Source organism: Streptomyces hainanensis, from assembly GCF_004348415.1.
Lineage (GTDB): Bacteria > Actinomycetota > Actinomycetes > Streptomycetales > Streptomycetaceae > Streptomyces > Streptomyces hainanensis.
Genome location: NZ_SMKI01000064.1, coordinates 1 through 22,150, shown reverse-complemented (window position 1 = coordinate 22,150; position 22,150 = coordinate 1). Strand labels below are relative to the sequence as shown.

Annotated in this window: 19 protein-coding genes and 1 pseudogene; 13 read left to right on the top strand and 7 right to left on the bottom strand. The window is 72.9% G+C overall.

What is annotated here, in order from left to right; all coding sequences use genetic code 11:
- The first annotated feature begins 59 nt into the window (after window positions 1–59).
- Genes E1283_RS08520 through yicI form a run of 5 tightly spaced genes read left to right on the top strand, consistent with a single transcriptional unit; the run spans window position 60 to window position 6,855 of the window.
- Window positions 60–1,313, top strand: coding sequence for a sugar ABC transporter substrate-binding protein (locus E1283_RS08520; protein ID WP_132817306.1), 1,254 nt, complete (start codon window positions 60–62; stop codon window positions 1,311–1,313).
- Between the two features lie 16 nt (window positions 1,314–1,329).
- On the top strand, window positions 1,330–2,280 hold the full coding sequence (locus E1283_RS08515; protein ID WP_425086146.1) for a carbohydrate ABC transporter permease: 951 nt from the start codon (window positions 1,330–1,332) through the stop codon (window positions 2,278–2,280).
- A 5-nt stretch (window positions 2,281–2,285) separates the two neighbouring features.
- Entirely contained in the window at window positions 2,286–3,128 is an 843-nt protein-coding gene (locus tag E1283_RS08510; RefSeq protein ID WP_132817304.1) for a carbohydrate ABC transporter permease, read from the top strand.
- Window positions 3,129–3,148: 20 nt separating this feature from the next.
- Entirely contained in the window at window positions 3,149–4,573 is a 1,425-nt protein-coding gene (locus tag E1283_RS08505) for a GH1 family beta-glucosidase (RefSeq protein ID WP_132817303.1), read from the top strand.
- The gene (gene yicI, locus E1283_RS08500) at window positions 4,570–6,855 is read left to right on the top strand and encodes an alpha-xylosidase (RefSeq protein WP_132817302.1); all 2,286 of its coding nucleotides are present in this window, start codon (window positions 4,570–4,572) and stop codon (window positions 6,853–6,855) included. The genes E1283_RS08505 and yicI overlap by 4 nt, the downstream gene beginning before the upstream one ends.
- 10 nt (window positions 6,856–6,865) lie before the next feature.
- On the opposite strand, the gene E1283_RS08495 is transcribed toward yicI, so the two are convergent.
- On the bottom strand, window positions 6,866–7,387 hold the full coding sequence (locus E1283_RS08495) for an SET domain-containing protein (RefSeq protein WP_132817301.1): 522 nt from the start codon (window positions 7,385–7,387) through the stop codon (window positions 6,866–6,868).
- A gap of 104 nt (window positions 7,388–7,491) precedes the next feature.
- Here E1283_RS08495 and E1283_RS08490 point away from each other — a divergent pair, with 104 nt between their 5' ends.
- Both E1283_RS08490 and E1283_RS08485 read left to right on the top strand, forming a co-directional pair.
- On the top strand, window positions 7,492–8,139 hold the full coding sequence (locus tag E1283_RS08490; RefSeq protein ID WP_132817300.1) for an HhH-GDP family DNA glycosylase: 648 nt from the start codon (window positions 7,492–7,494) through the stop codon (window positions 8,137–8,139).
- A gap of 91 nt (window positions 8,140–8,230) precedes the next feature.
- Window positions 8,231–8,575: a DUF3140 domain-containing protein gene (locus E1283_RS08485; RefSeq protein ID WP_132817299.1), complete on the top strand. Its 345-nt coding sequence runs from the start codon at window positions 8,231–8,233 to the stop codon at window positions 8,573–8,575.
- 18 nt (window positions 8,576–8,593) lie between these two features.
- Here E1283_RS08485 and E1283_RS08480 read toward each other — a convergent pair whose 3' ends face one another.
- Window positions 8,594–9,802, bottom strand: coding sequence for an MBL fold metallo-hydrolase (locus tag E1283_RS08480; RefSeq protein WP_243744688.1), 1,209 nt, complete (start codon window positions 9,800–9,802; stop codon window positions 8,594–8,596).
- Window positions 9,803–10,013: 211 nt separating this feature from the next.
- Between E1283_RS08480 and E1283_RS08475 the strand changes: the two genes are divergently transcribed.
- On the top strand, window positions 10,014–10,823 hold the full coding sequence (locus E1283_RS08475; RefSeq protein WP_132817297.1) for a DUF7134 domain-containing protein: 810 nt from the start codon (window positions 10,014–10,016) through the stop codon (window positions 10,821–10,823).
- Between the two features lie 25 nt (window positions 10,824–10,848).
- On the opposite strand, the gene E1283_RS08470 is transcribed toward E1283_RS08475, so the two are convergent.
- On the bottom strand, window positions 10,849–12,594 hold the full coding sequence (locus E1283_RS08470; RefSeq protein ID WP_243744691.1) for an acyltransferase: 1,746 nt from the start codon (window positions 12,592–12,594) through the stop codon (window positions 10,849–10,851).
- A gap of 259 nt (window positions 12,595–12,853) precedes the next feature.
- On the opposite strand from E1283_RS08470, the gene E1283_RS08465 reads away from it, so the two are divergent.
- The 5 genes from E1283_RS08465 (at window position 12,854) to metG (ending at window position 20,325) form a co-directional block, all read left to right on the top strand.
- Window positions 12,854–13,750 (top strand): phosphatase PAP2 family protein, encoded by an 897-nt coding sequence (locus E1283_RS08465; protein WP_132817296.1) that lies wholly within the window; start codon window positions 12,854–12,856, stop codon window positions 13,748–13,750.
- 213 nt (window positions 13,751–13,963) lie between these two features.
- The gene (locus tag E1283_RS08460; protein WP_132817295.1) at window positions 13,964–15,232 is read left to right on the top strand and encodes a transglycosylase family protein; all 1,269 of its coding nucleotides are present in this window, start codon (window positions 13,964–13,966) and stop codon (window positions 15,230–15,232) included.
- 226 nt (window positions 15,233–15,458) lie between these two features.
- Window positions 15,459–16,271 carry an SAM-dependent methyltransferase gene (locus tag E1283_RS08455; RefSeq protein WP_132817294.1) on the top strand — a complete coding sequence of 271 codons (813 nt, stop codon included), beginning with the start codon at window positions 15,459–15,461 and terminating at the stop codon, window positions 16,269–16,271.
- Complete coding sequence (locus tag E1283_RS08450) at window positions 16,268–18,433, top strand: putative bifunctional diguanylate cyclase/phosphodiesterase (protein ID WP_132817293.1); 2,166 nt, start codon at window positions 16,268–16,270, stop codon at window positions 18,431–18,433. The genes E1283_RS08455 and E1283_RS08450 overlap by 4 nt, the downstream gene beginning before the upstream one ends.
- Before the next feature lie 140 nt (window positions 18,434–18,573).
- Window positions 18,574–20,325, top strand: a complete 1,752-nt coding sequence (metG, locus tag E1283_RS08445) for a methionine--tRNA ligase (protein WP_132817292.1) — start codon at window positions 18,574–18,576, stop codon at window positions 20,323–20,325.
- A 7-nt stretch (window positions 20,326–20,332) separates the two neighbouring features.
- Here the strand turns inward: metG and E1283_RS08440 are convergent, their stop codons facing one another.
- The 4 genes and pseudogenes from E1283_RS08440 to E1283_RS37095 form a co-directional block, all read right to left on the bottom strand.
- Window positions 20,333–20,956, bottom strand: a complete 624-nt coding sequence (locus tag E1283_RS08440; RefSeq protein WP_132817291.1) for a GTP-binding protein — start codon at window positions 20,954–20,956, stop codon at window positions 20,333–20,335.
- Window positions 20,934–21,347 (bottom strand): DUF742 domain-containing protein, encoded by a 414-nt coding sequence (locus tag E1283_RS08435; protein WP_243744690.1) that lies wholly within the window; start codon window positions 21,345–21,347, stop codon window positions 20,934–20,936. The genes E1283_RS08440 and E1283_RS08435 overlap by 23 nt, the downstream gene beginning before the upstream one ends.
- A gap of 5 nt (window positions 21,348–21,352) precedes the next feature.
- Entirely contained in the window at window positions 21,353–21,802 is a 450-nt protein-coding gene (locus E1283_RS08430) for a roadblock/LC7 domain-containing protein (RefSeq protein WP_132817307.1), read from the bottom strand.
- 73 nt (window positions 21,803–21,875) lie between these two features.
- Window positions 21,876–22,150, bottom strand: a pseudogene (locus tag E1283_RS37095) (hypothetical protein); the annotation flags it as partial.

Here is a 22,150-nt window from a genome sequence, read left to right as displayed (position 1 = left end):
CCCCGCTGACCCACCCCGCTGATCCACCACAGAGTCGTGAAACGGAGATCACCAAGCCCATGCGACCCAGGCCCATACGATCGAGAGCGCGGCGCATACCGGTGCCCGCCGCGGCGCTGACCATGGCGGGTGCCATGGTCACGTTCGGGCTCACCGGTTGTGCCGCGCAGCCCGACCCGGACACGGTCACCGTGCTCAACTCGGCCACGGACACGGCGGAGCACGAGGCCAACCAGGACTTCTTCGACCGGTGCGCCGAACCGCTCGGCCTGCGCGTCGAGCAGATCAGCGTGCCGGCCGACCAGGTCGCGTCCAAGGCGCTGCGGATGGCGTCGTCCGACTCGCTCACCGACATCCTGGAGCTCGACGGCTCGCAGGTGCCGCAGTTCGCCGAGACCGAAGGTCTGCTGCCGATCGGGGAGGCCGGCGTGGACACCTCGGTGTTCTCGGACAGCGCCAACTCCCTCGGTTCCTTCGACGGCACCCAGTACGGCGTGGCCCGCTCGGTGAACTCGCTCGCGCTGATCTACAACGTCGACCTGCTGGCCGAGGCCGGCCTCGAACCGCCCACCACCTGGGACGAGTTGGAGACCACCGCCGCCGCGCTCACCCAGGGCGACACGTACGGCATGGCGTTCAGCGCCAGCCCCAACGCGGACGGTGTCTACCAGTTCCTGCCGTTCTTCTGGTCGGCCGGCGGCGACGAGGCGCGGCTGGACGACGGCGCCGGGGTGCCGGCGCTCCAGCTGTGGAAGGACCTGGTCGACGCCGGGTCGGCCTCCCGTTCGGTGGTCAACTGGAACCAGCAGGACGTCAACGACCAGTTCATCTCCGGCCGGGCCGCGATGATGATCAACGGTCCCTGGCAGGTGCCGGTGCTCGACGGTCAGGACGACGTCGACTGGGCGGTCGCCAGCATCCCGGTGCCGCAGGCGGGCCAGGACCCGGTGCCGCCGATCGGCGGCACCGTGATGACGGTGCCGCGCAACGACGACGACCCCGAGCGGGTGAGCAACGCCGGCCGCGTCCTGAGCTGCCTCAACTCGGAGGAGAACCAGCTGGCCTGGGGCGAGCGCGTGAACAACGTGCCGACCAGGGCCGAGGCCGCGCAGGCGTACCGCGAGGAGAACCCGAAGCTGGCGCCGTTCGCCGACCTGGTGCTCACCGCGCGGTCCAGGACCGCCGAGGTCGGCACCCGGTGGCCGGTGGTCGGCGACGCGCTGGCCGGCGCCTTCCAGTCCGTACTGACCGGCAGGTCCTCGCCCGAGCAGGCGTTGGACGCGGCCCAGAGCCAGGCCACGGCCGGAGAGTGAGGACGACGCCATGACGATCACCTCCCTTCCCACGGAGGAGCGGGCGCCCGAGCGGCGCGCCGCGGCCCCTCGTTCCGGGGCCGGCCGGCGCCGGCTCTACCAGTGGCTCTTCGTGGCCCCGGCGCTGGTCTACCTGCTGGCGTTCTTCGGCTACCCGCTGGTCCGCAACGTGCTGATGAGCTTCCAGGAGTTCACGCCGCGGACGTACTTCACCGGCGAGGCGCCGTTCAACGGCCTGGACAACTGGCGCGGGGTCCTCGACAACGAGCTGTTCGGCGACGCGCTGTGGCAGACGATCCTGTTCACGGTGGGCTCGCTCGTCGGCCAGTTCACGATCGGCCTCGCCCTCGCGGTGTTCTTCTCGCGCCGCTTCCGCCTCTCCGGCGTGATCCGGGCCGTGCTGCTGCTGCCGTGGCTGGTGCCGATGGTGGTGTCGGCCGTGGTCTGGCGGCGGATCATGGACGAGGACCACGGGATCCTGAACAGCTTCCTGGAGACCCTCCACCTGTCGGGCGACGGGGTGCCGTGGCTGAGCAGCCCGAGCGTGGCGCTGCTGTCGGCGGTCCTGGTGAACATCTGGATCGGTATCCCGTTCAACATGGTGATCCTCTACGGCGGGCTCCAGGAGATCCCGCGCGAGCTGTACGAGGCGGCGGCGCTGGACGGCGCCGGGCCGTGGCGGACGTTCCGCTCCATCACGCTGCCGATGCTGCGCCCGGTGGTCACGGTGGTGCTGGTGCTCGGCTTCATGTCGACGATCAAGATCCTCGACCTGATCCTGGCGCTGACGGGCGGCGGCCCGGCCGACTCGACCCAGACGCTCGGCACGCTCACCTACCAGCTGTCGTTCCTCCAGCTCGACTTCGGCCAGGGCGCGGTGGTCGGCAACGTCCTCATCCTCATCAGCGCCGTCTTCGCGGTGCTGTACCTGCGGATCAACCGCAGCGACAACCAGCAGGGAAGGTGACGGCGATGCTTCGCACTCCCGTCAATGGCTCCCCCACCCGCTCGCGGGCGCGCCGGGCCTGGAACACGGCCGCCGCGCTGCTGATCCTGGCCGTGATGCTGTTCCCGGTGTACTGGATGCTCTCCACCTCGCTCCAGCCGCACTCGAGCATCGCGTCGGCCGACCTGTTCCCGACCTCCCCCAGCTTCGAGAACTTCTCGGCGGCGCTGGACAGTCAGGGCGGTTCGCTGGTGACCAGCCTGGTGGTGTCGCTCGGCGCGGTCGTGGTCTGTCTGGCGCTGGCGGCGCCGGCCGCCTACGGTCTCGCCCAGTTCGGGCTCCGGGGCAGCCGGGGCATCGTGTTCGGCACGCTGATCACCCAGATGGTGCCGGGCATCGTGGTGGCGAACGCGCTCTACAGCGCGTACGCGGAGCTCGGCCTGGTCAACTCCTATCTGGGGCTGATCCTCGCCGACGCCTCGCTCGGGCTGCCGTTCGCGATCGTGCTGCTGCGGGCGTTCATGGTGTCGATCCCGACCGAGGTGGTCGAGGCGGCGATGGTGGACGGCGCCAACCGGTTCACCGCCTTCGTCCGCATCGTGCTGCCGATGAGCCGCAACGCGCTGATCACCTCCGGCCTGTTCGCGTTCCTCTTCGCCTGGGCCGACTTCATCTTCGCGCTGACGCTGAACACGACGGACGACGTGCGTCCCGTGACGCTGGGCATCTATCAGTTCATCGGCGCCCATGTCAGCGACTGGGGCGCGGTGATGGCCACCGCCGTGTTGTCCGCCATCCCGGCGGCGATACTGCTGGTCGTCGCACAGAAGTACATCGCCGCCGGGATCGCCGGCGGATCCGTCAAGTAGAGCAAGGCCGGCCATCGCTTATGACTGCCAACGAGACGACAACCTCCCAGGAGACCGCCGCGTCCGGGTTCCCCCGCTTCCCGCAGGGGTTCTCCTTCGGCGCCGCCACGGCCAGCTACCAGATCGAGGGTGCGTACGACGAGGACGGCCGTGGCCCGTCCATCTGGGACACGTACTGCCGTGAGCCCGGCCGGGTCGCGAACGGCGCCACCGGGGACGTGGCGTGCGACCACTACCACCGCTACCGCGAGGACGTCGGGCTGCTGCGCGACCTGGGCGCGGACAGCTACCGGTTCTCGGTGGCCTGGCCGCGGATCCAGCCGACGGGCTCGGGCGCGGCCAACCAGGCGGGGCTCGACTTCTACGACCGGCTGGTGGACGAGTTGCTCGCCGCCGGGATAGCGCCGGCCGCGACGCTCTACCACTGGGACCTGCCGCAGGCGCTGGAGGACCGGGGCGGCTGGCGGGTGCGCGAGACGGCGGAGCGGTTCGCCGAGTACGCGGCGCTGGTCGTCGAGCGGCTCGGCGACCGGGTGCCGCGCTGGATGACCCTCAACGAGCCGTTCTGCACGGCGTTCGTGGGCTACGCGATCGGCCGGCACGCGCCGGGCGCGCGGGAGGGCCGGGGCGCGCTGGCCGCCGCCCACCACCTGCTGGTGGGCCACGGGCTCGCGGTGCGGGTGCTGCGGGAGGCGGGCGTCGACGAGGTCGGCATCGCGCTCAACCCGGAACTGCTGCTGCCGGCCACCGACTCCGAGGCGGACCTGGGGGCGGTGCGCCGGGCCGAGACCCTGCACAACGCGGTCTGGCTCGACCCGCTGTTCGCCGACCGCTACCCGGAGCACGAGGCGGAGACCTGGGGCGAGCTGGCCGACGGCTCCTGGCGCCTGGCGGGCGACCTGGACCTGATCGGCGCCCCCCTGGACTTCGTGGGCGTCAACTTCTACCGGCCGATCACCGTCAGCGACACGCCGCACCGCGACCCCGACCCGGCGACCCGCACCGCCGTGGACATCCGGGCCGAGGAGACCTGGCGGGACGACGTACGGCACACCACGATGGGCTGGCCGGTGGTGCCCGAGACGTTCACCCGGCTGCTGACGGATCTGGCCGGGCGCTATCCGACGCTGCCGCCGGTGGTCATCACCGAGAACGGCTCGGCCGAGGCCGACGAGGTGGCGGCCGACGGTCAGGTGCACGACGCCGACCGGGTCGCGTACCTGCGCGACCATCTGCACGCGCTGGCCGACGCCATCGACGCGGGCGTCGACGTGCGCGGCTACTACCTCTGGTCCCTGCTGGACAACTTCGAGTGGGCGTACGGCTACGACAAGCGCTTCGGCATCGTCCGGGTCGACTACGACACCCTCGAACGGCTCCCCAAGGACAGCTACCGCTGGTACCAGGACATGATCGCCAACCACAAGAAGCAGGAGATGCCTTGAAGTTCACCGACGGCTACTGGCTGATGCGCGAGGGCGTCCAGGCGTCCTGGGCCAAGCAGATCGCCGACGCCCGCGTCGAGGACGACCGGCTCACCCTGTACGCGGCGGTGCGGCGGGTGGAGCGCCGTGGCCAGACGCTCAACAGCCCGCTGCTGACCGTGGAGTGTTTCTCGCCGGCCGAGGGCGTGATCGGCGTGCGGTCCGTGCACCACGAGGGCGAGGAGGACCCGGGGCCCCGGTTCCGGCTGAACTCCGAGCCGGGGCACGCGGGCAAGACCTCGTCGGACGGCTCGGTCCTCGAACTGTCCAGCGGCCCGCTGACGTTGCGGGTCGACGCGGACGCGCCGTGGCGTCTCGACTTCACGGCCGCCGGGCGGGTGCTGACCTCGGCCGGGTCGCGTGGCACCGGCTTCGTCACGGACGACGGACGGCACTTCTCGGTCGGACAGCTGTCGTTGGGCGTCGGCGAGCTGGTGTACGGGCTCGGCGAGCGGTTCACGCCGTTCACCAAGAACGGCCAGAGCGTGGACGTCTGGCAGGCGGACGGCGGCACGGCCAGCGAACAGGCCTACAAGAACGTCCCGTTCTACCTCACCAACCGCGGCTACGGCGTCTTCGTCAACCACCCGGGCCTGGTCTCGTACGAGCTCGGCTCGGAGTCGGTGGGGCAGGCGCAGTTCAGCGTCGAGGGGCAGTCGGTCGAGTACCTGGTGATCTACGGGCCCACGCCTCGGGAGATCCTGGACCGCTACACGGCGCTGACCGGCCGGCCGGCGCTGCCGCCGGCCTGGTCGTTCGGCCTGTGGCTGTCGACGTCCTTCACCACGGACTACGACGAGGCCACCGTCACCCGCTTCGTGCAGGGCATGGCCGAGCGCGACATCCCGCTGAGCGTCTTCCACTTCGACTGCTTCTGGATGCGCGAGTACCAGTGGTGCGACTTCACCTGGGACCCGGCGGTCTTCCCCGACCCGGAGGGGATGCTGGCCCGGCTGAAGGAGCGCGGGCTGCGGATCTCGGTGTGGATCAACCCGTACATCGGGCAGAAGTCGCCGCTGTTCGCGGAGGCCAGACGCCTGGGCTACCTGGTGCGCAGGGCCAACGGCGACGTGTGGCAGTGGGACATGTGGCAGGCCGGGATGGCGCTGGTGGACTTCACCAACCCGGAGGCGTGCGAGTGGTACGCCGGAAAGCTGCGGGCGCTGGCCGCGCAGGGCGTCGACTGCTTCAAGACCGACTTCGGGGAGCGGGTGCCGACCGACGTGGTCTGGCACGACGGCTCGGACCCGGAGCGGATGCACAACTACTACACCCAGCTCTACAACGAGACGGTGTTCCGGGTGCTCACCGAGGCGCGCGGTGAGGACGAGGCCGTGCTGTTCGCGCGCTCCGCGACCGCCGGCGGGCAGCAGTTCCCGGTGCACTGGGGCGGCGACTGCGAGTCGACGTTCGACGCGATGGCCGAGTCGCTGCGCGGCGGGCTCTCGCTCGGGCTCTCCGGCTTCGGCTTCTGGAGCCACGACATCGGCGGCTTCGAGGGGACGCCGACGCCGGCGCTCTTCAAGCGCTGGGTGCAGTTCGGCCTGCTCTCGTCGCACAGCCGCCTGCACGGCAGCAACTCCTACCGGGTGCCGTGGGACTACGACGACGAGGCGGTGGCCGTCACCCGGGACTTCACCCGGCTGAAGCACCGGCTGATGCCGTACCTGTTCCGCGCCGCCGAGCAGGCGCGCGATTCTGGCACCCCGGTGATGCGGGCGATGCTGCTGGAGTTCCCGGACGACCCGAGCTGCCATGTCCTCGACCGGCAGTACATGCTGGGCGGCGACCTGCTGGTGGCGCCGGTGTTCTCGGAGGACGGGACCGTCGAGTACTACGTGCCCGAGGGCACCTGGACGCACCTGCTGACGGGCGAGCGGGTCACGGGCCCCGGCTGGCGGCGGGAGCGGTTCGGCTTCGACAGCCTGCCGCTGCTGGCCAGGCCGGGCTCGGTGATCCCGTTCGGCGCCGGGGAGGACTCCCCGGAGTACGCGTGGGCGGACGGGGTGACGCTGCGGGTGCACGTGCCGGCCGACGGCACGGAGACGGTGACCGTCGTCCCGGCGCCGGGCGGCGGCACGCCGGCCACCTTCCGCACCCGCCGGGACGGTGGCACCGTCACGGTGACGGCGGACGGCGCGGCGGGACCCTGGCGGGTCCAGCTCTCCGGACCCCTCGGCTACGCCGACCCGGTGACGGCCGAGCCGGGCGCCGGCTCGCTCACGCTGCCGGCGGCCGACTGACCCGGCGGCACTACCGGCCCCCTCCGCCCGCCTCGATCCGATCGAGCAGCGGAGGGGTCCAGTGCCGTCCGTAGGCGGCACGCAGCGACGGCAGCCGCCAGTCGCGGCCGGTGACCCGGCCGCGGCAGAGCCCGCTGCCGCAGCGGCAGTCCATGGCCCACTCGTCGACGCCGGTGAGCGTGGCGTAGTCGCTGGTCAACTCCTCGCCGGTGGCGATGTCGCGACGGGCGACCAGGGTGAAGGCGTCCGCGTGCCAGAGGTTGGGCTCGCAGGAGTGGTTGCCGTAGCGGACCGGCTCCGCCGGGTCGATCAGCAGGTGGCGGCCCTCGCCGATGGTGACGCTGCTGTGGGGCGGTTCGAGTGCGGCCAGGGCGGCGTCGTCGATGACGGTGCCGCCGAGCCGCTGCACGGACTCACCCGCCCGCAGCGGGCCGGTGGCGAACAGGCCGAACCCCTGGATGGGCGAGTCGCGCACCTCGGCGCGGGGATGGAGCCAGCACTCGGCCGGCGGCTGGACGGGCGATGTCGACATGGCGCTCCCGGGGTCGTCCCCTCCGTACTTCCCCGCCGGGTTTCGCGTTACCTCGACTGGGAACCCGAAGCGTCCGCGAGACTCGTTTGCGGAGGTGGACTGGCATGACCGAGCGGACCGAGCGGACCGCGCGCGCCGTCGTCGACCGGTGCGGGGAGACCTATGCCGAGCAGGCCGGGATCCGGTTGCGGAACAGTCCGGCGGCGCTCTACCAGCTGTTGGTGCTGTCGCACCTGTTGTCCGCGCGGATCAGCGCCGGGGTGGCCGTCTCGGCGGCCCGGGCCCTGTTCGACGCGGGGCTGCGCGACCCTCGGCGCATGGCGGACGTGACCTGGCAGCAGCGGGTCGACGCGCTGGGCGTGGGCCACTACCGGCGCTACGACGAGCGGACGGCGACCCAGCTCGGGAACGAGGCGCGGCTGCTGCTCGAACGGTACGGCGGTGATCTGCGCCGGCTGCGGGACGAGGGGGACGCCGAGGAGTCGCTGCGGCAGTTCCCCGGGATCGGCCCGGTGGGGGTCGACATCTTCCTTCGGGAGGCCCAGGCCGTCTGGCCCGAGTACGCGCCGCGGGTGGACCAGCGGGTCAGGTCGGGTGCCGAGCGGGTCGGCCTGCCGCGGTCACCCGGGACGTTGAGCGGGCTGGTGAGCGAGGAGGAGCTGCCGCACCTCGCCGCAGGGCTCGTGCGGGTGTCGCTGAACCGGGGCCTGGCCGACGAGGTGCGCGCGACGGCGCGCGGGTCGGCCGGCTGAACCGGCCGGCGCACCGGCGGCCGACCCCGCCTCGCGTCACGGACAACACCAAGGACGTCGCACACCACCGAGGACCACTGGGAGGCTCACCATGGCCGACATCGAGGCGCTGGAACTCGAGGCGCTGTGGACCGACTTCCACTCCGCCGTCAACATGACGTCCCCGGAGCTCGCGGCCTGGCTGCGGACCAGCAGCGCGGGCGAGGACAGCGAGGAGATCCCCGACCACGCGGGCCCGGCGCGGGGCCGGGGCGTGCTGGGGATCCTCAGGAAGCGGCAGATGGATCTCACCGACGCCGACGTCGCGCTGATGCGGGACGTGGTGGCGGCGGTGCGGGACGAGCGGGAGGCCGGCCCCAGGGCCGAGCTGCCGGAGCCGGAGTGGCGCTACCGGCTGATGACGCTGGGGCACGACCCGCTGCGCGCGCCGAGCTGACCCGGGGCGGGAACCGCCTCAGTGCTCCACGGGCCGGGGCGCGCGCTCCGCGGCGAGTGTGCCCCCGCCCTCCGGGCCGGGCGCGCCCGCCGCCTCCGGCGCGGGCTTGGCCAGCGCCCGCCACCACGGATGGACCGGCAGGTCCCGGGACGGCTCGAAGGACTCGCCCGGCCGGGGCAGCGCCACCTGGACGCCGGCGGCGCGCGCCGCGCGGACGGACCACTCGGCCGGCTCCTCCCAGGGGTGCGGCGCCAGGTTGAAGGTGGCCCAGTGGATCGGCAGCAGGACGCCGCGCGGGGTGCCGCCCGACAGGTCGAGGTGGGCCCGCACCCCCTCGTCGGGCGTCATGTGCACGTCCGGCCAGAACTCGGGGCTGTACGCGCCCATCTGCATCATGGTGACGTCGAACGGGCCGAGGGCGGCCCCGATGTCGGCGAAGCCGGGGAAGTATCCGGTGTCCCCGCTGTGGAAGACCCGGTGCCGGGGGCCGACCACCGCCCAGGAGGCCCACAGGGTGGCGCCCTGGTTGCGCAGGCCGCGACCGCAGAAGTGCTGGCCCGGGGTGGCCGTCAGCGTCAACTCCCCCACCCGGGTGGACTCGTGCCAGTCGAGCTCGACGACCTTCTCGGCCGGCACCGACCAGTGCTCCAGGTGCGCGCCCACCCCGAGCGGCACCACGAACACGGTGTCGGCCCCGGCCAGCGCCCGCATGGTGGGCATGTCCAGGTGGTCGTAGTGGTCGTGGGAGACGACCACGGCGTCCAGCCGGCCAAGCTCAGCGAGGGACAGCGGCGTCGGGTGCAGCCGGCGCGGGCCGACGAAGCCGAACGGCGAGCAGCGCTCCCCCCACACCGGGTCGAACAGCACGCGGTGGCCGTCGATCTCGGCCAGCGCGGTGGCGTGCCCGAGCCAGGTGATCCGCAGCCCGCTCGCCGGCTCGCCGCCCGGCTCGACGAGGGCGGGCCGCACCACCGGCGGCGGGGCGGCCGGCGTGCGGCGCGCCCACAGGTCGCGGCGGAACGACTCGCGCAACAGCGGCAGCGCCTCGCGGGCCCGCAACGTGCGGGTGGGCCGCTCGTTGCGGAAGGCACCGTCCCGGAACTGCGGGGAGCTGCGGATCCGGGTCAGCCGCTCGCCCGACGGCTCGGCGCCGAAGGAGGCGGGGCGGAGTCTGTTCAGCGGGGACCGGCGGTAGGGCTTCTCGTCACGGGTGGACGGCTCGGCCACAGGAACCTCCCAGGTACGTCTCGTCACTCTAGATGATGGCGGTGACACCCCGTCACGCTCCGGCGACGGTGCGGATCGGAGGGATGTCGTCCCCCCACGAGGATGCGACCTCGGGGGTGTGGGCGCCTCCGTCTCCGAGGTGATCTTCGGGCCGGCGGAATACTCCACCGGTTCGACTCGGCGCGCGGGTGGCGGCCGTAGGCTTGCCCGCATGGACTGGGCGCTTCGGGATCTCGGAGGGCGGCGGGGCGGCGCCGGTCGGCACGACCGGACGGGCCGGGTGGACCAGGTCGACGCCTGGCTGGCGCTGCTGCTGCTCATGCTCTGCGTGTTCAACATCGCCGTGGACGAGAGGCTGCGCGGCGTCGACCTGCTGGAGGCGGTGCCGCTGGCGCTGGCGATGACCGCCGCGCTGGCGATGCGCCGGCGGATGCCGGAGACGACACTGCTGGTGGCGCTGGCGGCGTGGGTGGTCCAGGTGGTGCTGGAGAACGGGCTGCTGGCCACGGCCCCGGCGCTGTACGCCGTGGTCTCCACCGTCGCGGTCCACGGTGCGCCCTGGGCGATGGGCCTCGCGCTGGCCGGCGGCCTCAGCGCCTCGGTGCTCGCCGCGACCTGGTCCATCGCCAGGGAGGACATGCCGGTCGGGGCGGCGATCCAGCTGGCGGTGGCGATGCTCCTGCCGTTCAGCCTCAGCTGGGCCCTCGGCTACCGGGCGCGGTTCCGGCGCTGCTACCGCCACCAGCTGGCCGAGAGCGCCGACAGTTCGCTCCGGATCGACGCGGCCAGGCGTCAGGTGGCGCTGGCCACCCAACGCGCGGAGATCTGCCGGGAGATGTACGACATCACCGGGCATCGGGTGGCCGGCATGGTGGTGCAGGCGGAGGCGGCGGGACGGGTGCTCGACCGCGCCCCGGGACAGGCCAGGCAGGCGCTGCGCACCATCGCGAGCAGCGGCCGCGAGTCGGAGTGCGATCTGCACAGGACCCGGGGCGTGCTGCGCGACGACGGGCGGCCGTGACCCGGCCGCCCCACCGGGTCCGGTGTCAGACGGGCGTCGCCGGGGCACGGGCCGGCTCCGGGCGGTGCACGCCGCGCGGGCGGTAGCCGAGCAGGTCGGCGCGGCCGGTGAGGTCGGCGAGCAGCCAGAGGATGGCGAGCCACATCTCGGTGCCCTGGAGGCCGGGTTCGCGTCCGGGCCCGGTGCCCTCGGGGGCGGGTCCGAAGCCGAAGCCGCCTCCCTCGTGCCAGCGGTCGAGGGCGCGGGCGAGCCGCGTCTCGGCCCAGTCGCGCGCCTCGGCGGCGCGGTGCCCGGTCGCCCGGCCGGCGAGCCACAGCGGGTGGGCCACGTCCAGCACGTTGCAGGCGTTCTCGCGCCCGGCGGCGAAGTAGCGGAGGTCGCGGGCGTGGTCGAGGACGGTGTCGACGACCCGTTCCGGGTGCGGCACGGGTATGCCGAACTGGGCGAAGGAGCCGCGGGTGAGCCGGTAGTAGCCGTTGACGACCTGGAGTCGGCCGCTGTCGGGCGCCGGGCGCCCCCACATCCCGGTCCACGGGTCGACGCGGGTGAGCAGCCAGCCGAACAGGGCCTCCAGGGTGCCGGGGGCGGCCGGTTCGGCGCCGAGCTCCAGGTTCCACAGCGTGCCGGTGGCGAAGGAGTCGATCCAGGAGCCGGCGTGCCAGGCCCGGTCGGCCCAGGGCAGCCGGTCCAGACGGCCGGTCAGCGGGCGCGGCGTCATGCGGCGCACGGTGTGCACCGGGTGGCGTGGCTCGCTGCCCAGCAGGCGCAGCGCGTAGCCGACGGACAGGACGTGGTAGAGCGCCGGCCCGTCGTCCACGAAGCCGTCGTCGGCGGGCGGCGGCAGGGTGGCGCCGAGTTCCGGCACCAGTCCGGTCGTCGGGTCCTGGGCGGCGCGCAGCCGCTCCGCGTGGGCGGTGGCGGGCAGTTGGGCCGGTGCCTCGCCGAGCAGCAGGTCGGCGATCTCGACGGCGTCGCAGTGGGCGCGGACGGTGGGCGCCGCGCCCGGCCGGTCCACGTAGCGTTCGCCGTCCCAGCAGCGGGCCAGCAGGGCGGGGGCCTGCGCGCGGGCGGCGGCGACGAAGGCGGCGAGGCGGTCGTCGAGGTCGCCGGCCGGGCGGTTCCCGGTGGCCGCGGCGGGCCGGCGGGCCGGGCGGTTCCCGGCCTCGCGGCGGTCCCTGGTGTCGCGGCGGTCGCGGATGAACCGGGCGGGGTTGCCGCCCACCATGGCCCAGTCCGGCACGTCGCGGGTGACGACGGCGCCGGCGCCGATGACGCAGTGGTCGCCGATGGTGACCCCGTCGAGCACGACGACGTGCGAGCCGATCCACACGTCGTCGCCCACGACGATGCCGCGGCTGGTGATGGGCTGACGGTGGATCCGCTGTTCGGGTGCGGTGGAGTGGTTGAAGCCGAGGAGCGAGGTGTGGGCGCCGACGCGGACGGCCTCGCCGAGGGTGACGGTGCCGCGCACCGTGGTGAAGGGGTTGACGGTGCAGTCGGCGCCGGCGGTGATGTCGCCGGTGAGGTAGGCGTGCGCGGCGACGTAGGAGTCGGACCCGAGCCGCAGCCGGTCGGGGAGGACGGCGGCGAGCGGTGAGAGGTAGCAGCGCTCGCCGAACTCGGCGCCGGTCGCGGCCGTGAGGCGTCGCTGGTGCGCGAGTTGGGCCGCCCGCTGTTCCGGGGTGGCCTCCTGCTGGAAGAGCCACGGGCAGTGGTCGAAGCGTCCGTCCTGGGGGACCTGCGGGTCCTGCGGGTCCTGCGCGTTCATCATGTGCCTCACGGGTGTCGCCTGATGGCCGCGGAAAGCGGGCCAGTGAACCGATTCAAAACGCTAGGCCGACGGAGTTCGCACGGCAAGGCACCGGCCGTCGGATCGGGCCGATTCCGAGCGATCCGGTAACTCCGAAGAGCCGGAACGGTGACAAGCCCGTAAACTCTGGGCAGGGAACCGAAGATCGAAACCCGGGGCCGAAAGGCCCTGGCGTTTCCAGACCGCGATCCGACCACCCTGCCATTCGGGAATACTGCCTATGCGAAGCACCGCCGTGCTGAAGCGCGTCCTCACCGCGCGAAACCGGGAAGGTGCCGCGCGATCCGCGCGGCCACCGCTCGTCCGGGAGTTGCCGCTCATCGTGGCCCTCTACCTGGCCTACAAGTTCGGCAGACGCGCGGCCAACGGTCAGTTCGCCGAGGCGCGCGACAACGCGGAATGGGTGTGGGAGCTGGAGCGGGCCCTGCGGTTGCCCGGCGAGAAGCTCGTCCAGGACCTGCTGCTGCACAGCGAGACCGTCATCCGCTTCGTCAACGTGTACTACGCGACGGTCCACTTCCCCGCCATCGTGGTCTTCCTGGTCTGGATGTACTGGCGGCGCCCTGGCCACTTCGTCTGGGTCCGCTGGGTGTTGACGTGGCTGACCGGCGCGGCGCTGGTGCTGCACCTGCTGTTCCCGCTGGCCCCGCCGCGGCTCTTCCGGCCGTCCCGGATGATGGACACCGGCGTCGTGTACGGGCCCGCGGTGTACGACAAGCCGGCGGCCGACTCGATGGCCAACCAGTTCGCCGCGATGCCCTCGTTGCACGTCGGCTGGGCCGTCTTCATCGCGGTCGCGCTGATCGTGGCCACCCGGAGCCGGTGGCGCTGGCTCTGGCTGCTGCACCCGCTGATCACGGTGACCGCCGTCGTGGGCACCGGGCACCACTACTGGATGGACGGCCTGGTGGCCTGCGCGATCCTCGCCGTCGTCCTCGCGGTGCTGCGGCCGCCGCGCGGCGCGCCGCGCCCGTCGGCTCCGGCGGCCAGAAACCCCGCCAGCGCTGACGGGCCGGGTCCCGACCCCGGTACCGACGCCCAGGGCACCGGCGAGACGGCGCTCGACGCCCGGGACGGCCGGGCGAGCCCCAGCGACCTCGCCCGCCGGGACGGCTGACCCCGGGGCCCGTCCCGGTCGCGGGCGGGCCCCCGGGGCCACGACGGCTCGTCGCGGCGACGCCGGGCATTCCCGTGAGCCCCACCGTGCCACCCCTGCTCCCTTGTCGCGCCGGATCGTCGCCCATATCGTTTGATCCGCCGGACAACTCCCGTGATCAGGCCATAATCTGACGGGCGTATGGAGCAGTCCGTTCGGGGAGGGATCAGCCCAATGAGCACACGTGGACGTCACCGCCGCTACCGGCCGAACGCGGTCTCCCGCGCCTCGCTGACCGTGACGGCCTCCGGCGCGGGTCTCGCGCTGCCGCTGATCACCGCGGCCTCCTCGTCGGCGGCTCCCGTCGACACCTGGGAGGCGGTCGCCGAGTGCGAGAGCAGCGGCGACTGGGCCATCAACACGGGGAACGGCTTCTTCGGCGGGCTCCAGTTCCAGCAGAGCACCTGGGAGGCGTACGGCGGCACCGCCTACGCACCCCGGGCCGACCAGGCCACCAGGGACCAGCAGATCGCGGTCGCCGAGGCGGTGCTCGCCGGCCAGGGCCCGGGCGCCTGGCCGCACTGCTCGGGGGTGGCGGGCCTCACCCGCGACGGCGTCGACCCCGAGATCTCGCCCGCCGGGGACGCCGCCCCCGCCGCCGAGGCGGCGGTGGAGACCGAGACCCGGGCCGAGCCGGAGACCGAGGCCGAGCCCGTCGCCGAGGCCCGCCCCGCGACCACGCCGGCCGCCGAGGACACCGGCCGCTACCAGGTGGTGCGCGGGGACACGCTGTTCGGCATCGCCACCACCCACGAGGTGCGCGGCGGCTGGCAGTCACTCTACGAGCTGAACCGCTCCACCGTCGGCGGCGACCCGGACCTGATCATCCCCGGCCAGCGGCTCGCGCTCCGCGGCGAGGCACCCGCCGAGGAGCGGCGCGCCGAGTCGGAGCCCGAGCCCGAGCCGGAGCCGGAGGAGCCGGCCGCCGAGCAGGCCCCGCCGGAGCCGGAACCCGAGCCGGAACCGGAGCCGGAGCCCGCGGAGGAGCGGGCCGAGGAGGAGCAGCCGCAGGGCGAGCGCGAGGACGGGCCGGCCCAGGCCGCCTACACCGCCCCGGTCAACGCCGGCACCGGCACCGCCTACCACGCCACCGGCAGTTCCTGGTCCCGCGGCTACCACACCGGCGTCGACTTCCCGGTGGCCACCGGCACCTCGATCAGGTCCGTGGCCCCCGGCGAGGTGGTCTCCGCCGGCTGGGCCGGCTCCTTCGGCTACGAGGTGATCGTCCGGCACGCGGACGGCCGCTTCAGCCAGTACGCCCACCTGTCCGCCATCTCGGTCTCGGCCGGGCAGCCCGTCGGCTCGGGACAGCAGGTGGGCCGTTCCGGCTCCACCGGCAACTCCTCGGGTCCGCACCTGCACTTCGAGATCCGCACCGGGCCGGCGTTCGGCACGGACATCGACCCGCTGGCCTATCTGCGGGAGCGGGGGGTCTCCGTGTGACCGGCGGGTAAACCGGTTCACCACCCGGGCCGCCACCCGGTACGAATCGGCCGTCACGCTGGCTTGATGCCGCCGGCGTGCCGGCCGACCTATCGGGACAGATGCCCAGGTAACCCCCCGGAGGGGCAAGGTCGCTCCCCGGTTTCCTTCCCTCGCGTGGCGCGAAGTCAGTACCCTCGACCGTCGGGGCCAATTCGTGCATATGCAGGGGACATTGGAGACGCCGATGGAACGACCCGCCTGGGCGCCGCACGGTATCGACCTGTCGGTGCCGAGTGTTTCCCGGATGTACGACTACTACCTGGGCGGTTCGCACAATTTCGAGGCCGACCGGGCGGCCGCCCGCAGGGCCATCGAGGCGTTTCCCGGGCTCCCCAAGATCATGCAGGCGAATCGCGCCTTCATGCGCCGCGCCGTGCGCTTCGCGATATCCCAGGGCGTCACCCAGTTTCTCGACATCGGGTCCGGCATTCCCACCTTCGGCAATGTCCACGAGACGGCCAGGGCGGCGAGCGCCGAGGCCCGCGTCGTCTACGTGGACAACGACCCGGTGGCCGTCGCGCACAGCCGGGCCGTGCTGGCCGACGACGCGCGCACCGACATCCTGGCGGCCGACTTCCGCGACCCGCTGTCCATCGTGGGCGGCGACCCGGTCCGCCGGCTGCTGGACCTCGACCGGCCGGTGGCGCTGCTGCTCGTCGCCCTGCTGCACTTCTTCGACGACGACGACAAGCCGGGAGAGCACATCGCCGGGCTGCGCGACGCGCTGCCGCCCGGCAGCCTGCTCGTGATCAGCCACGCCGCCACCGAGAGCCTGCCGGGAACCCGCGAGCGCGGTAACCGGCTGAGCGACGTCTACCGCAGCGGCGGCGCGACCCTGGTGATGCGCACCAGGGCCGAGGTCACCGCCTTCTTCGACGGCTTCGACCTGGTGGAGCCCGGAGTCGTGCCGCTCCCCGACTGGCGCCCCGAGGCGCCCGTCGAGGACGAGGACCCCATCGTCCATGCCGGCTACGCGGGAGTAGGACGCAGAGCGTGAGCCCCTCGCCCTCGGGCCCCGCCGGGGGTTCCCTCGCCGATCTCGGCACGGAACCACCGGACGGGCCAAGACGTTTCGCCAGAATCCTGTGCCGCGCCGTGTTCCCGGCCACCGCCACCTCGATGACCAGCGCCGAGTTCGAGGAACTGCTCGTCGACCTCACCACCCGGCTGGCCACCGCGCTGCACGCCCGGCCCTTCGACCCGACGCCGGCACGCGCCGTGGGCGAGGCGCTGGTGGCGGCGCACTGCACGGCCGTCGACTCGCTCCCCCGGGTGCTCGGCGTCATCGACGCCTACCTCGTCCTGTACTGCGCGGACCCGGCCACGCTCACCCCCGACGAGGCCCGGAACCGCTGCGCCAGGCTCCAACACGCCATCGCCGCCGGCTTCGCCCAGGCGCTCCAGGAGCGCACCCGGCGCGAGCAGGAGTCGCTCTCCCGCGCCGCGATCACCGCCCAGACCGAGATCGCCGAGGCCCTGCACGAGAGCGAGACCCGCTTCCGCGCCGTCTTCAACGACGCGGCCATCGGCATCGCCATCGCCGACATGGCGGGCAACATCCTCAACGTCAACGACGCGTTGGCCCGGATGTTCGGCGGCTCCGCGCACCAGGTCCGCAGCCGCAACCTCCTCGACCTGACGCACCCGGAGGACTCCCCCGACATCTGGCGGATGCAGCGCGAGCTGATGCGCGGCGAACGCGAGCACTACCGGGTCGAGAAGTCCTACGCCCGCGCCGACGGCACCGTGCTGTGGACCAATCTGACGGTGTCCCTGCTGCGCGACGCGGACGGCGAGCCCCGCTACATGATGTCGATGACGGAGGACATCTCGGAGCGCCGGCTGCTCCACCTCAGGCTGCGCTACCAGGCCACCCACGACGCGCTCACCGACCTGCCCAACCGCTCGCTGTTCTTCGAGCGCCTCGAACAGGCCCTCTCCCCCGGCTCCGGCTACGGCCGCGTCGGCCTGTGCTACCTCGACCTGGACGGCTTCAAGGCCGTCAACGACAGCCTGGGCCACGCCGTCGGCGACCAGTTGCTGATCGCGGTGGCCGAGCGGCTGCAGTCCTGCACCGCGGGCTCCGGGCAGATGCTGGCCAGGATCGGCGGCGACGAGTTCGTCGCGCTGATCGTCGACCCGCCCACCCCCCGCGCGGTCACCGAGCTGGCCGAGCGCGCCCTGGAGGCGCTGGCCTCGCCCGTGGAGCTCGGCGGCCGGGAGCTGATGGTGCGGGCCAGCATCGGCGTCGTCGAGGGCCCGACGCGCGACCTCACCGCGGCCGAGGTGCTGCGCAGCGCCGACATCACGATGTACCGGGCCAAGGCCGCGGGCGGCAACCGGTTCGCGCTGGCCGACCCGGACTCCGACGCCCGGGCCATCAGCCGGCACCACCTCACCCACCACCTGCCGGCGGCGCTGCGCGGCGCCGAGTTCTTCATCGAGTACCAGCCGCTGGTCGCCATGCGGGACGGGAGCCTGGAGGGCGCCGAGGCCCTGGTGCGGTGGAGCCACCCCCGGCACGGGGTGCTCGGCCCCGACCGGTTCATCCCGCTCGCCGAACACACGGGGCTCATCGTGCCGCTCGGCCGCTGGGTGCTGCGCGAGGCGGTGCGGCAGGCCTGCCAGTGGCAGGTGCGTGGCATAGGGGGCCCGCGGCCGCTCAAGGTCAACGTGAACCTGTCGCCGCGCCAGCTGCACCACCCGGAGCTGGTCGAGGAGACGGTCACGGTGCTCGAGGAGGCCGGGCTGCCGCCCAGCTCGCTCTGCCTGGAGGTCACCGAGACGGCCATGATCAGGGCCGACGAGAACGAGCTCAGGCCGCTGCGGGAGCTGGCCGACCTCGGGGTGGGCATCGCCCTCGACGACTTCGGCACCGGCTACTCCAACCTGGCCAACCTGCGCCGGCTCCCGGCCAGCACGCTCAAGCTCGACCGGTCGTTCACGCTGGGGCTCCAGCGCGCCCCGGCCGACCCCGTCGACCTCAAGATCGTCGAGGGCATCGTCTCGCTGGCCCACACCCTCGAGCTCTCGGTGACCGTGGAGGGCGTGGAGACCTCCATCCAGGCCGAGCGGCTGCGCGACCTGGGGTGCGACTCGGCGCAGGGCTGGTACTACGCGCGCCCGGGCCCGCCCGAGCAGCTGCCCGAGGCCGTCTGACGGTCCCGGTCGGGCGCGAAACGCGCGTGAGAGGGCCACGCCCGCCTCGGTAGGATGGGTGAGTTCAGACGCCGTGATCCGTCACCTTCCGTGATCGCGTTCACGCTCGCGACCTTCTTCCACCATTGGAGCATCCGAGGATGGCCCGACACCTCATCACCAGTGCGCTGCCCTACATCAACGGGATCAAGCACCTGGGGAACATGGTCGGCTCGATGCTCCCGGCCGACGTGTACGCACGCTACCTGCGGCAGCGCGGCCACGACGTCCTCTACATCTGCGCCACCGACGAGCACGGCACCCCGGCCGAGCTGGCCGCGCAGACCGCCGGGCTGCCGGTCGCCGAGTTCTGCGCCCAGCAGCACGACGCGCAGAAGGCGATCTACGACGGATTCGGCCTCCGCTTCGACTACTTCGGCCGCACCTCGTCCGCGCAGAACATCGAGATCACCCAGCACTTCGCGCGTCGCCTCGAGGAGAACGGGTTCATCGAGGAGCGAACCACCCGCCAGGTGTACTCGCTCGCCGACGGCCGCTTCCTGCCCGACCGCTACATCGTGGGCACCTGCCCCTACTGCGGCTACGAGGCGGCCCGCGGCGACCAGTGCGAGAACTGCACCCGGGTGCTCGACCCGACGGACCTGCTGGAGGCCCGCTCCGCGGTCAGCGGCTCCACCGACCTCGAGGTGCGGGAGACCAAGCACCTGTTCCTGCTCCAGTCCAAGCTGGAGGGCGAGGTCGCCGCCTTCGTCGAGGCGCACGGCAAGGAGTGGCCCACGCTGTCCTCCTCCATCGCCCGCAAGTGGCTGACCGAGGGCCTGCACGACCGGGCGATCACCCGCGACCTGGAGTGGGGCGTGCCGGTCCCGGCCGACGTCTGGCCCGACCTGGCGGCCGAGGGCAAGGTCTTCTACGTCTGGTTCGACGCCCCCATCGGGTACATCGGCGCCACCAAGGAGTGGTCGGACGCGGCCGGCGAGGGCGAGGAGCGCGACTGGCGCTCCTGGTGGTTCGAGGCCGACGAGTCCGTGCGCTACACCGAGTTCATGGCCAAGGACAACGTCCCCTTCCACACCGTGATGTTCCCGGCCACCGAGCTGGGCACCAGGGAGCCCTGGAAGAAGGTCGACTACGTCAAGGCGTTCAACTGGCTGACGTACTACGGCGGCAAGTTCTCCACCTCGCAGCAGCGCGGCATCTTCACGGACGCCGCCCTCGAACTGCTGCCCGCCGACTACTGGCGCTACTTCCTGATGGCCGGCGCCCCCGAGTCGGACGACGCGTCGTTCTCCTGGGAGTTGTTCTCCTCGGTCGTCAACAAGGACCTCGCCGACACCCTGGGGAACTTCGTCAACCGGGTGCTGTCGTTCTCCCGCAAGCGCTTCGGCGACGCGGTACCGGCCGGCCACCAGGCGGGCGAGGCCGAGGAGCGCCTCGGCGAGGAGATCGCCCGGCTGCTCGCCGAGTACGAGGAGCACGTGGAGGCGCTGCAGTTCCGCAAGGCGGCCTTCGCGCTGCGCGCGCTGTGGAGCGCGGGCAACGCGTACCTGGAGGAGAAGGCGCCCTGGCTGGAGATCAAGACCGACCAGGACGCGGCGGCCCTGACGCTGCGCACCGCGATGAACCTGATCCACCTCTACGCGGTGGTCTCCGAGCCGTTCATCCCCTTCACCTCCCGGGCGCTGCGCGCGGTCTTCGACGCGCCGGAGGCCGCCGGGGCGTCCTGGGTGACCGGCGAGGAGGCCCGGGCGCTCGGCGCCGTCCGGGCGGGCACCGCGTTCACCGTGCCCTCGGTGCTGTTCGCCAAGATCACCGACGAGGACCTGGAGTCCTTCCGGGAGCGCTTCGGCGGCCAGGTCGAGCAGGAGGGCCAGCAGGGCCAGCAGGGCTGAGTCTCGCTCAGGTGTGGGCGGCGGGCGACCTGCCGGGGCGTGGCTCCCGGCCGGTCGCCCGCCCGCTTCTGGCGTCGATCAGGTGCTGGACCAGGGCCACCAGCACCTGGGTGGCGGAGGCGGACTTCCGGGCGTCGCACAGCACCACCGGCACCTCGGGGCGCAGGTCCATCGCGGACCTGATCTCCTCGGGTGGGTAACGGACCGCGCGGTCGAACTGGTTGACGGCCACGATGAAGGCGAGACCCCGGCGCTCGAAGAAGTCCACGGCCGGGAAGCTCTGTTCGAGGCGCCGGGTGTCGACGAGCACGACGGCGCCGAGCGCCCCCTGGCACAACTCGTCCCACATGAACCAGAACCGCTCCTGCCCCGGCGTGCCGAACAGGTAGAGCACATGCCGGTCGTCCAGGGTGATGCGGCCGAAGTCCATGGCCACGGTGGTGGAGTCCTTGTGCTCCACGCCCTCCAGGCTGTCCGTGCCGGCGCCGGCCTGGGTGAGCAGTTCCTCGGTGCACAGCGGCTCGATCTCGCTGACGGCGCCGACCAGCGTGGTCTTGCCGACGCCGAAACCGCCGGCGACGAGGATCTTGACGGCGGTGGGAAAGGGGTCACAGGCGTGCGCGGAGTCCATGCAACACCGCCTCCAGCAGGTCTCGGTCGGTCACGGAACGGCCCGCCGGCACGGGCGAGTTGACGGTCACGGCGCCGAGCTCGAACAGGTCGGCGAGCAGCACCTTGGTGACCGCGACCGGCAGCCGCACCTGGGCGGCGATCTCCGCCACCGGCAACGGCCCCCCGCACACCCGGAGCACCTGGGCGTGCTCGGGGCCGAGCCGGCGGCGCGGCGGCCGCCCGGTGGCCAGCACCATGGTCAGCAGGTCGAGGCGGACCGTGGGTCGGGTGCGACCGCCGCAGGCGGTGAAGGGCCGGATCAGCCGGCCCGCGCTCTCGTCGAGCCAGGGCAGCTCGGGCGCCGACGGGTAGGCGGTGCCGGGCTCGGGGGCGGCGTCCGGCACCCGGATGGCGGTCAACGGGCCGCTCGCTGCCTGGCCGGGGTGGCCAGGAAGGGCCGTACGCTCCGCACCAGCAGCGCCATCTCGTAGCCCAGGATGGCCGGATCGGCCTCCCGGCCGGTGAGGACCGCGAGGCAGGCGCCCTGGCCGGCGGCGCAGACGGACAGCAGGGCGCCCGCCAGCTGCACCACCACCTGCCGGACCTCGCCGCCGCACTCCCAGGTGGCGGGGTCGGCCGTGGAGGGTGCCTGCGGCAGGGTGGCGGCGCTCCTGGCGAGCGAGTACAGGCCGGCCGCCAGGGCGGCCAACTGGTCGGCGGTGCGCGGTTCCAGGCCGTGTTCGGCCTTGACCAGTCCGTCGGCGGACAGCAGCAGCGCGCTGCGGGCGTGCGGCACCCGCTCGACCAGACCGGTCAGCAGCCAGGACACGTCCGCCTGCCGGCCGAAGGGCACGTCGCTCTCCATGGTCATGGTCGCCTTGATCTCCTCGGGCAGAAGGCTCGGTCGGGGTGGTCGGCTCGGGTGCGGCGGACGGCGCCTAGGCGGGCTCGTCGGGGGTGTCAGGCGCGTCGGCGAGGCTGGCGCCCCGGCGGAGGGCGGCCATCAGGCCGGGGTCGACGCGGCCCTGGGGGTCGGCGACGGCGCCGGGCGCGGGCTGCGGCGTGACGTCGCGCAGTTGGGGCACCAGGTGCTGCTGGCGCTGGCGGCGCGGCAGCGGGGGGCGGCTGTCCACCCCGGCGAGCCGGGGCGCGGGCGCGGCGGCCGGCACCACGGCGTGGGCGGCCTCCGACGCCGGCTCGCCGGGGACGCCCC

Bases quoted from the DNA above. Each gene is read 5' to 3' on its own strand.
- E1283_RS08520 (WP_132817306.1), top strand. From the start codon at position 60: ATGCGACCCAGGCCCATACGATCGAGAGCGCGGCGCATACCGGTGCCC.
- E1283_RS08510 (WP_132817304.1), top strand. From the start codon at position 2,286: ATGCTTCGCACTCCCGTCAATGGCTCCCCCACCCGCTCGCGGGCGCGC.
- E1283_RS08505 (WP_132817303.1), top strand. From the start codon at position 3,149: ATGACTGCCAACGAGACGACAACCTCCCAGGAGACCGCCGCGTCCGGG.
- E1283_RS08495 (WP_132817301.1), bottom strand. From the start codon at position 7,387: ATGTCGACATCGCCCGTCCAGCCGCCGGCCGAGTGCTGGCTCCATCCC.
- E1283_RS08490 (WP_132817300.1), top strand. From the start codon at position 7,492: ATGACCGAGCGGACCGAGCGGACCGCGCGCGCCGTCGTCGACCGGTGC.
- E1283_RS08485 (WP_132817299.1), top strand. From the start codon at position 8,231: ATGGCCGACATCGAGGCGCTGGAACTCGAGGCGCTGTGGACCGACTTC.
- E1283_RS08475 (WP_132817297.1), top strand. From the start codon at position 10,014: ATGGACTGGGCGCTTCGGGATCTCGGAGGGCGGCGGGGCGGCGCCGGT.
- E1283_RS08470 (WP_243744691.1), bottom strand. From the start codon at position 12,594: ATGATGAACGCGCAGGACCCGCAGGACCCGCAGGTCCCCCAGGACGGA.
- E1283_RS08465 (WP_132817296.1), top strand. From the start codon at position 12,854: ATGCGAAGCACCGCCGTGCTGAAGCGCGTCCTCACCGCGCGAAACCGG.
- E1283_RS08460 (WP_132817295.1), top strand. From the start codon at position 13,964: ATGAGCACACGTGGACGTCACCGCCGCTACCGGCCGAACGCGGTCTCC.
- E1283_RS08455 (WP_132817294.1), top strand. From the start codon at position 15,459: ATGGAACGACCCGCCTGGGCGCCGCACGGTATCGACCTGTCGGTGCCG.
- metG (WP_132817292.1), top strand. From the start codon at position 18,574: ATGGCCCGACACCTCATCACCAGTGCGCTGCCCTACATCAACGGGATC.
- E1283_RS08440 (WP_132817291.1), bottom strand. From the start codon at position 20,956: ATGGACTCCGCGCACGCCTGTGACCCCTTTCCCACCGCCGTCAAGATC.
- E1283_RS08430 (WP_132817307.1), bottom strand. From the start codon at position 21,802: ATGGAGAGCGACGTGCCCTTCGGCCGGCAGGCGGACGTGTCCTGGCTG.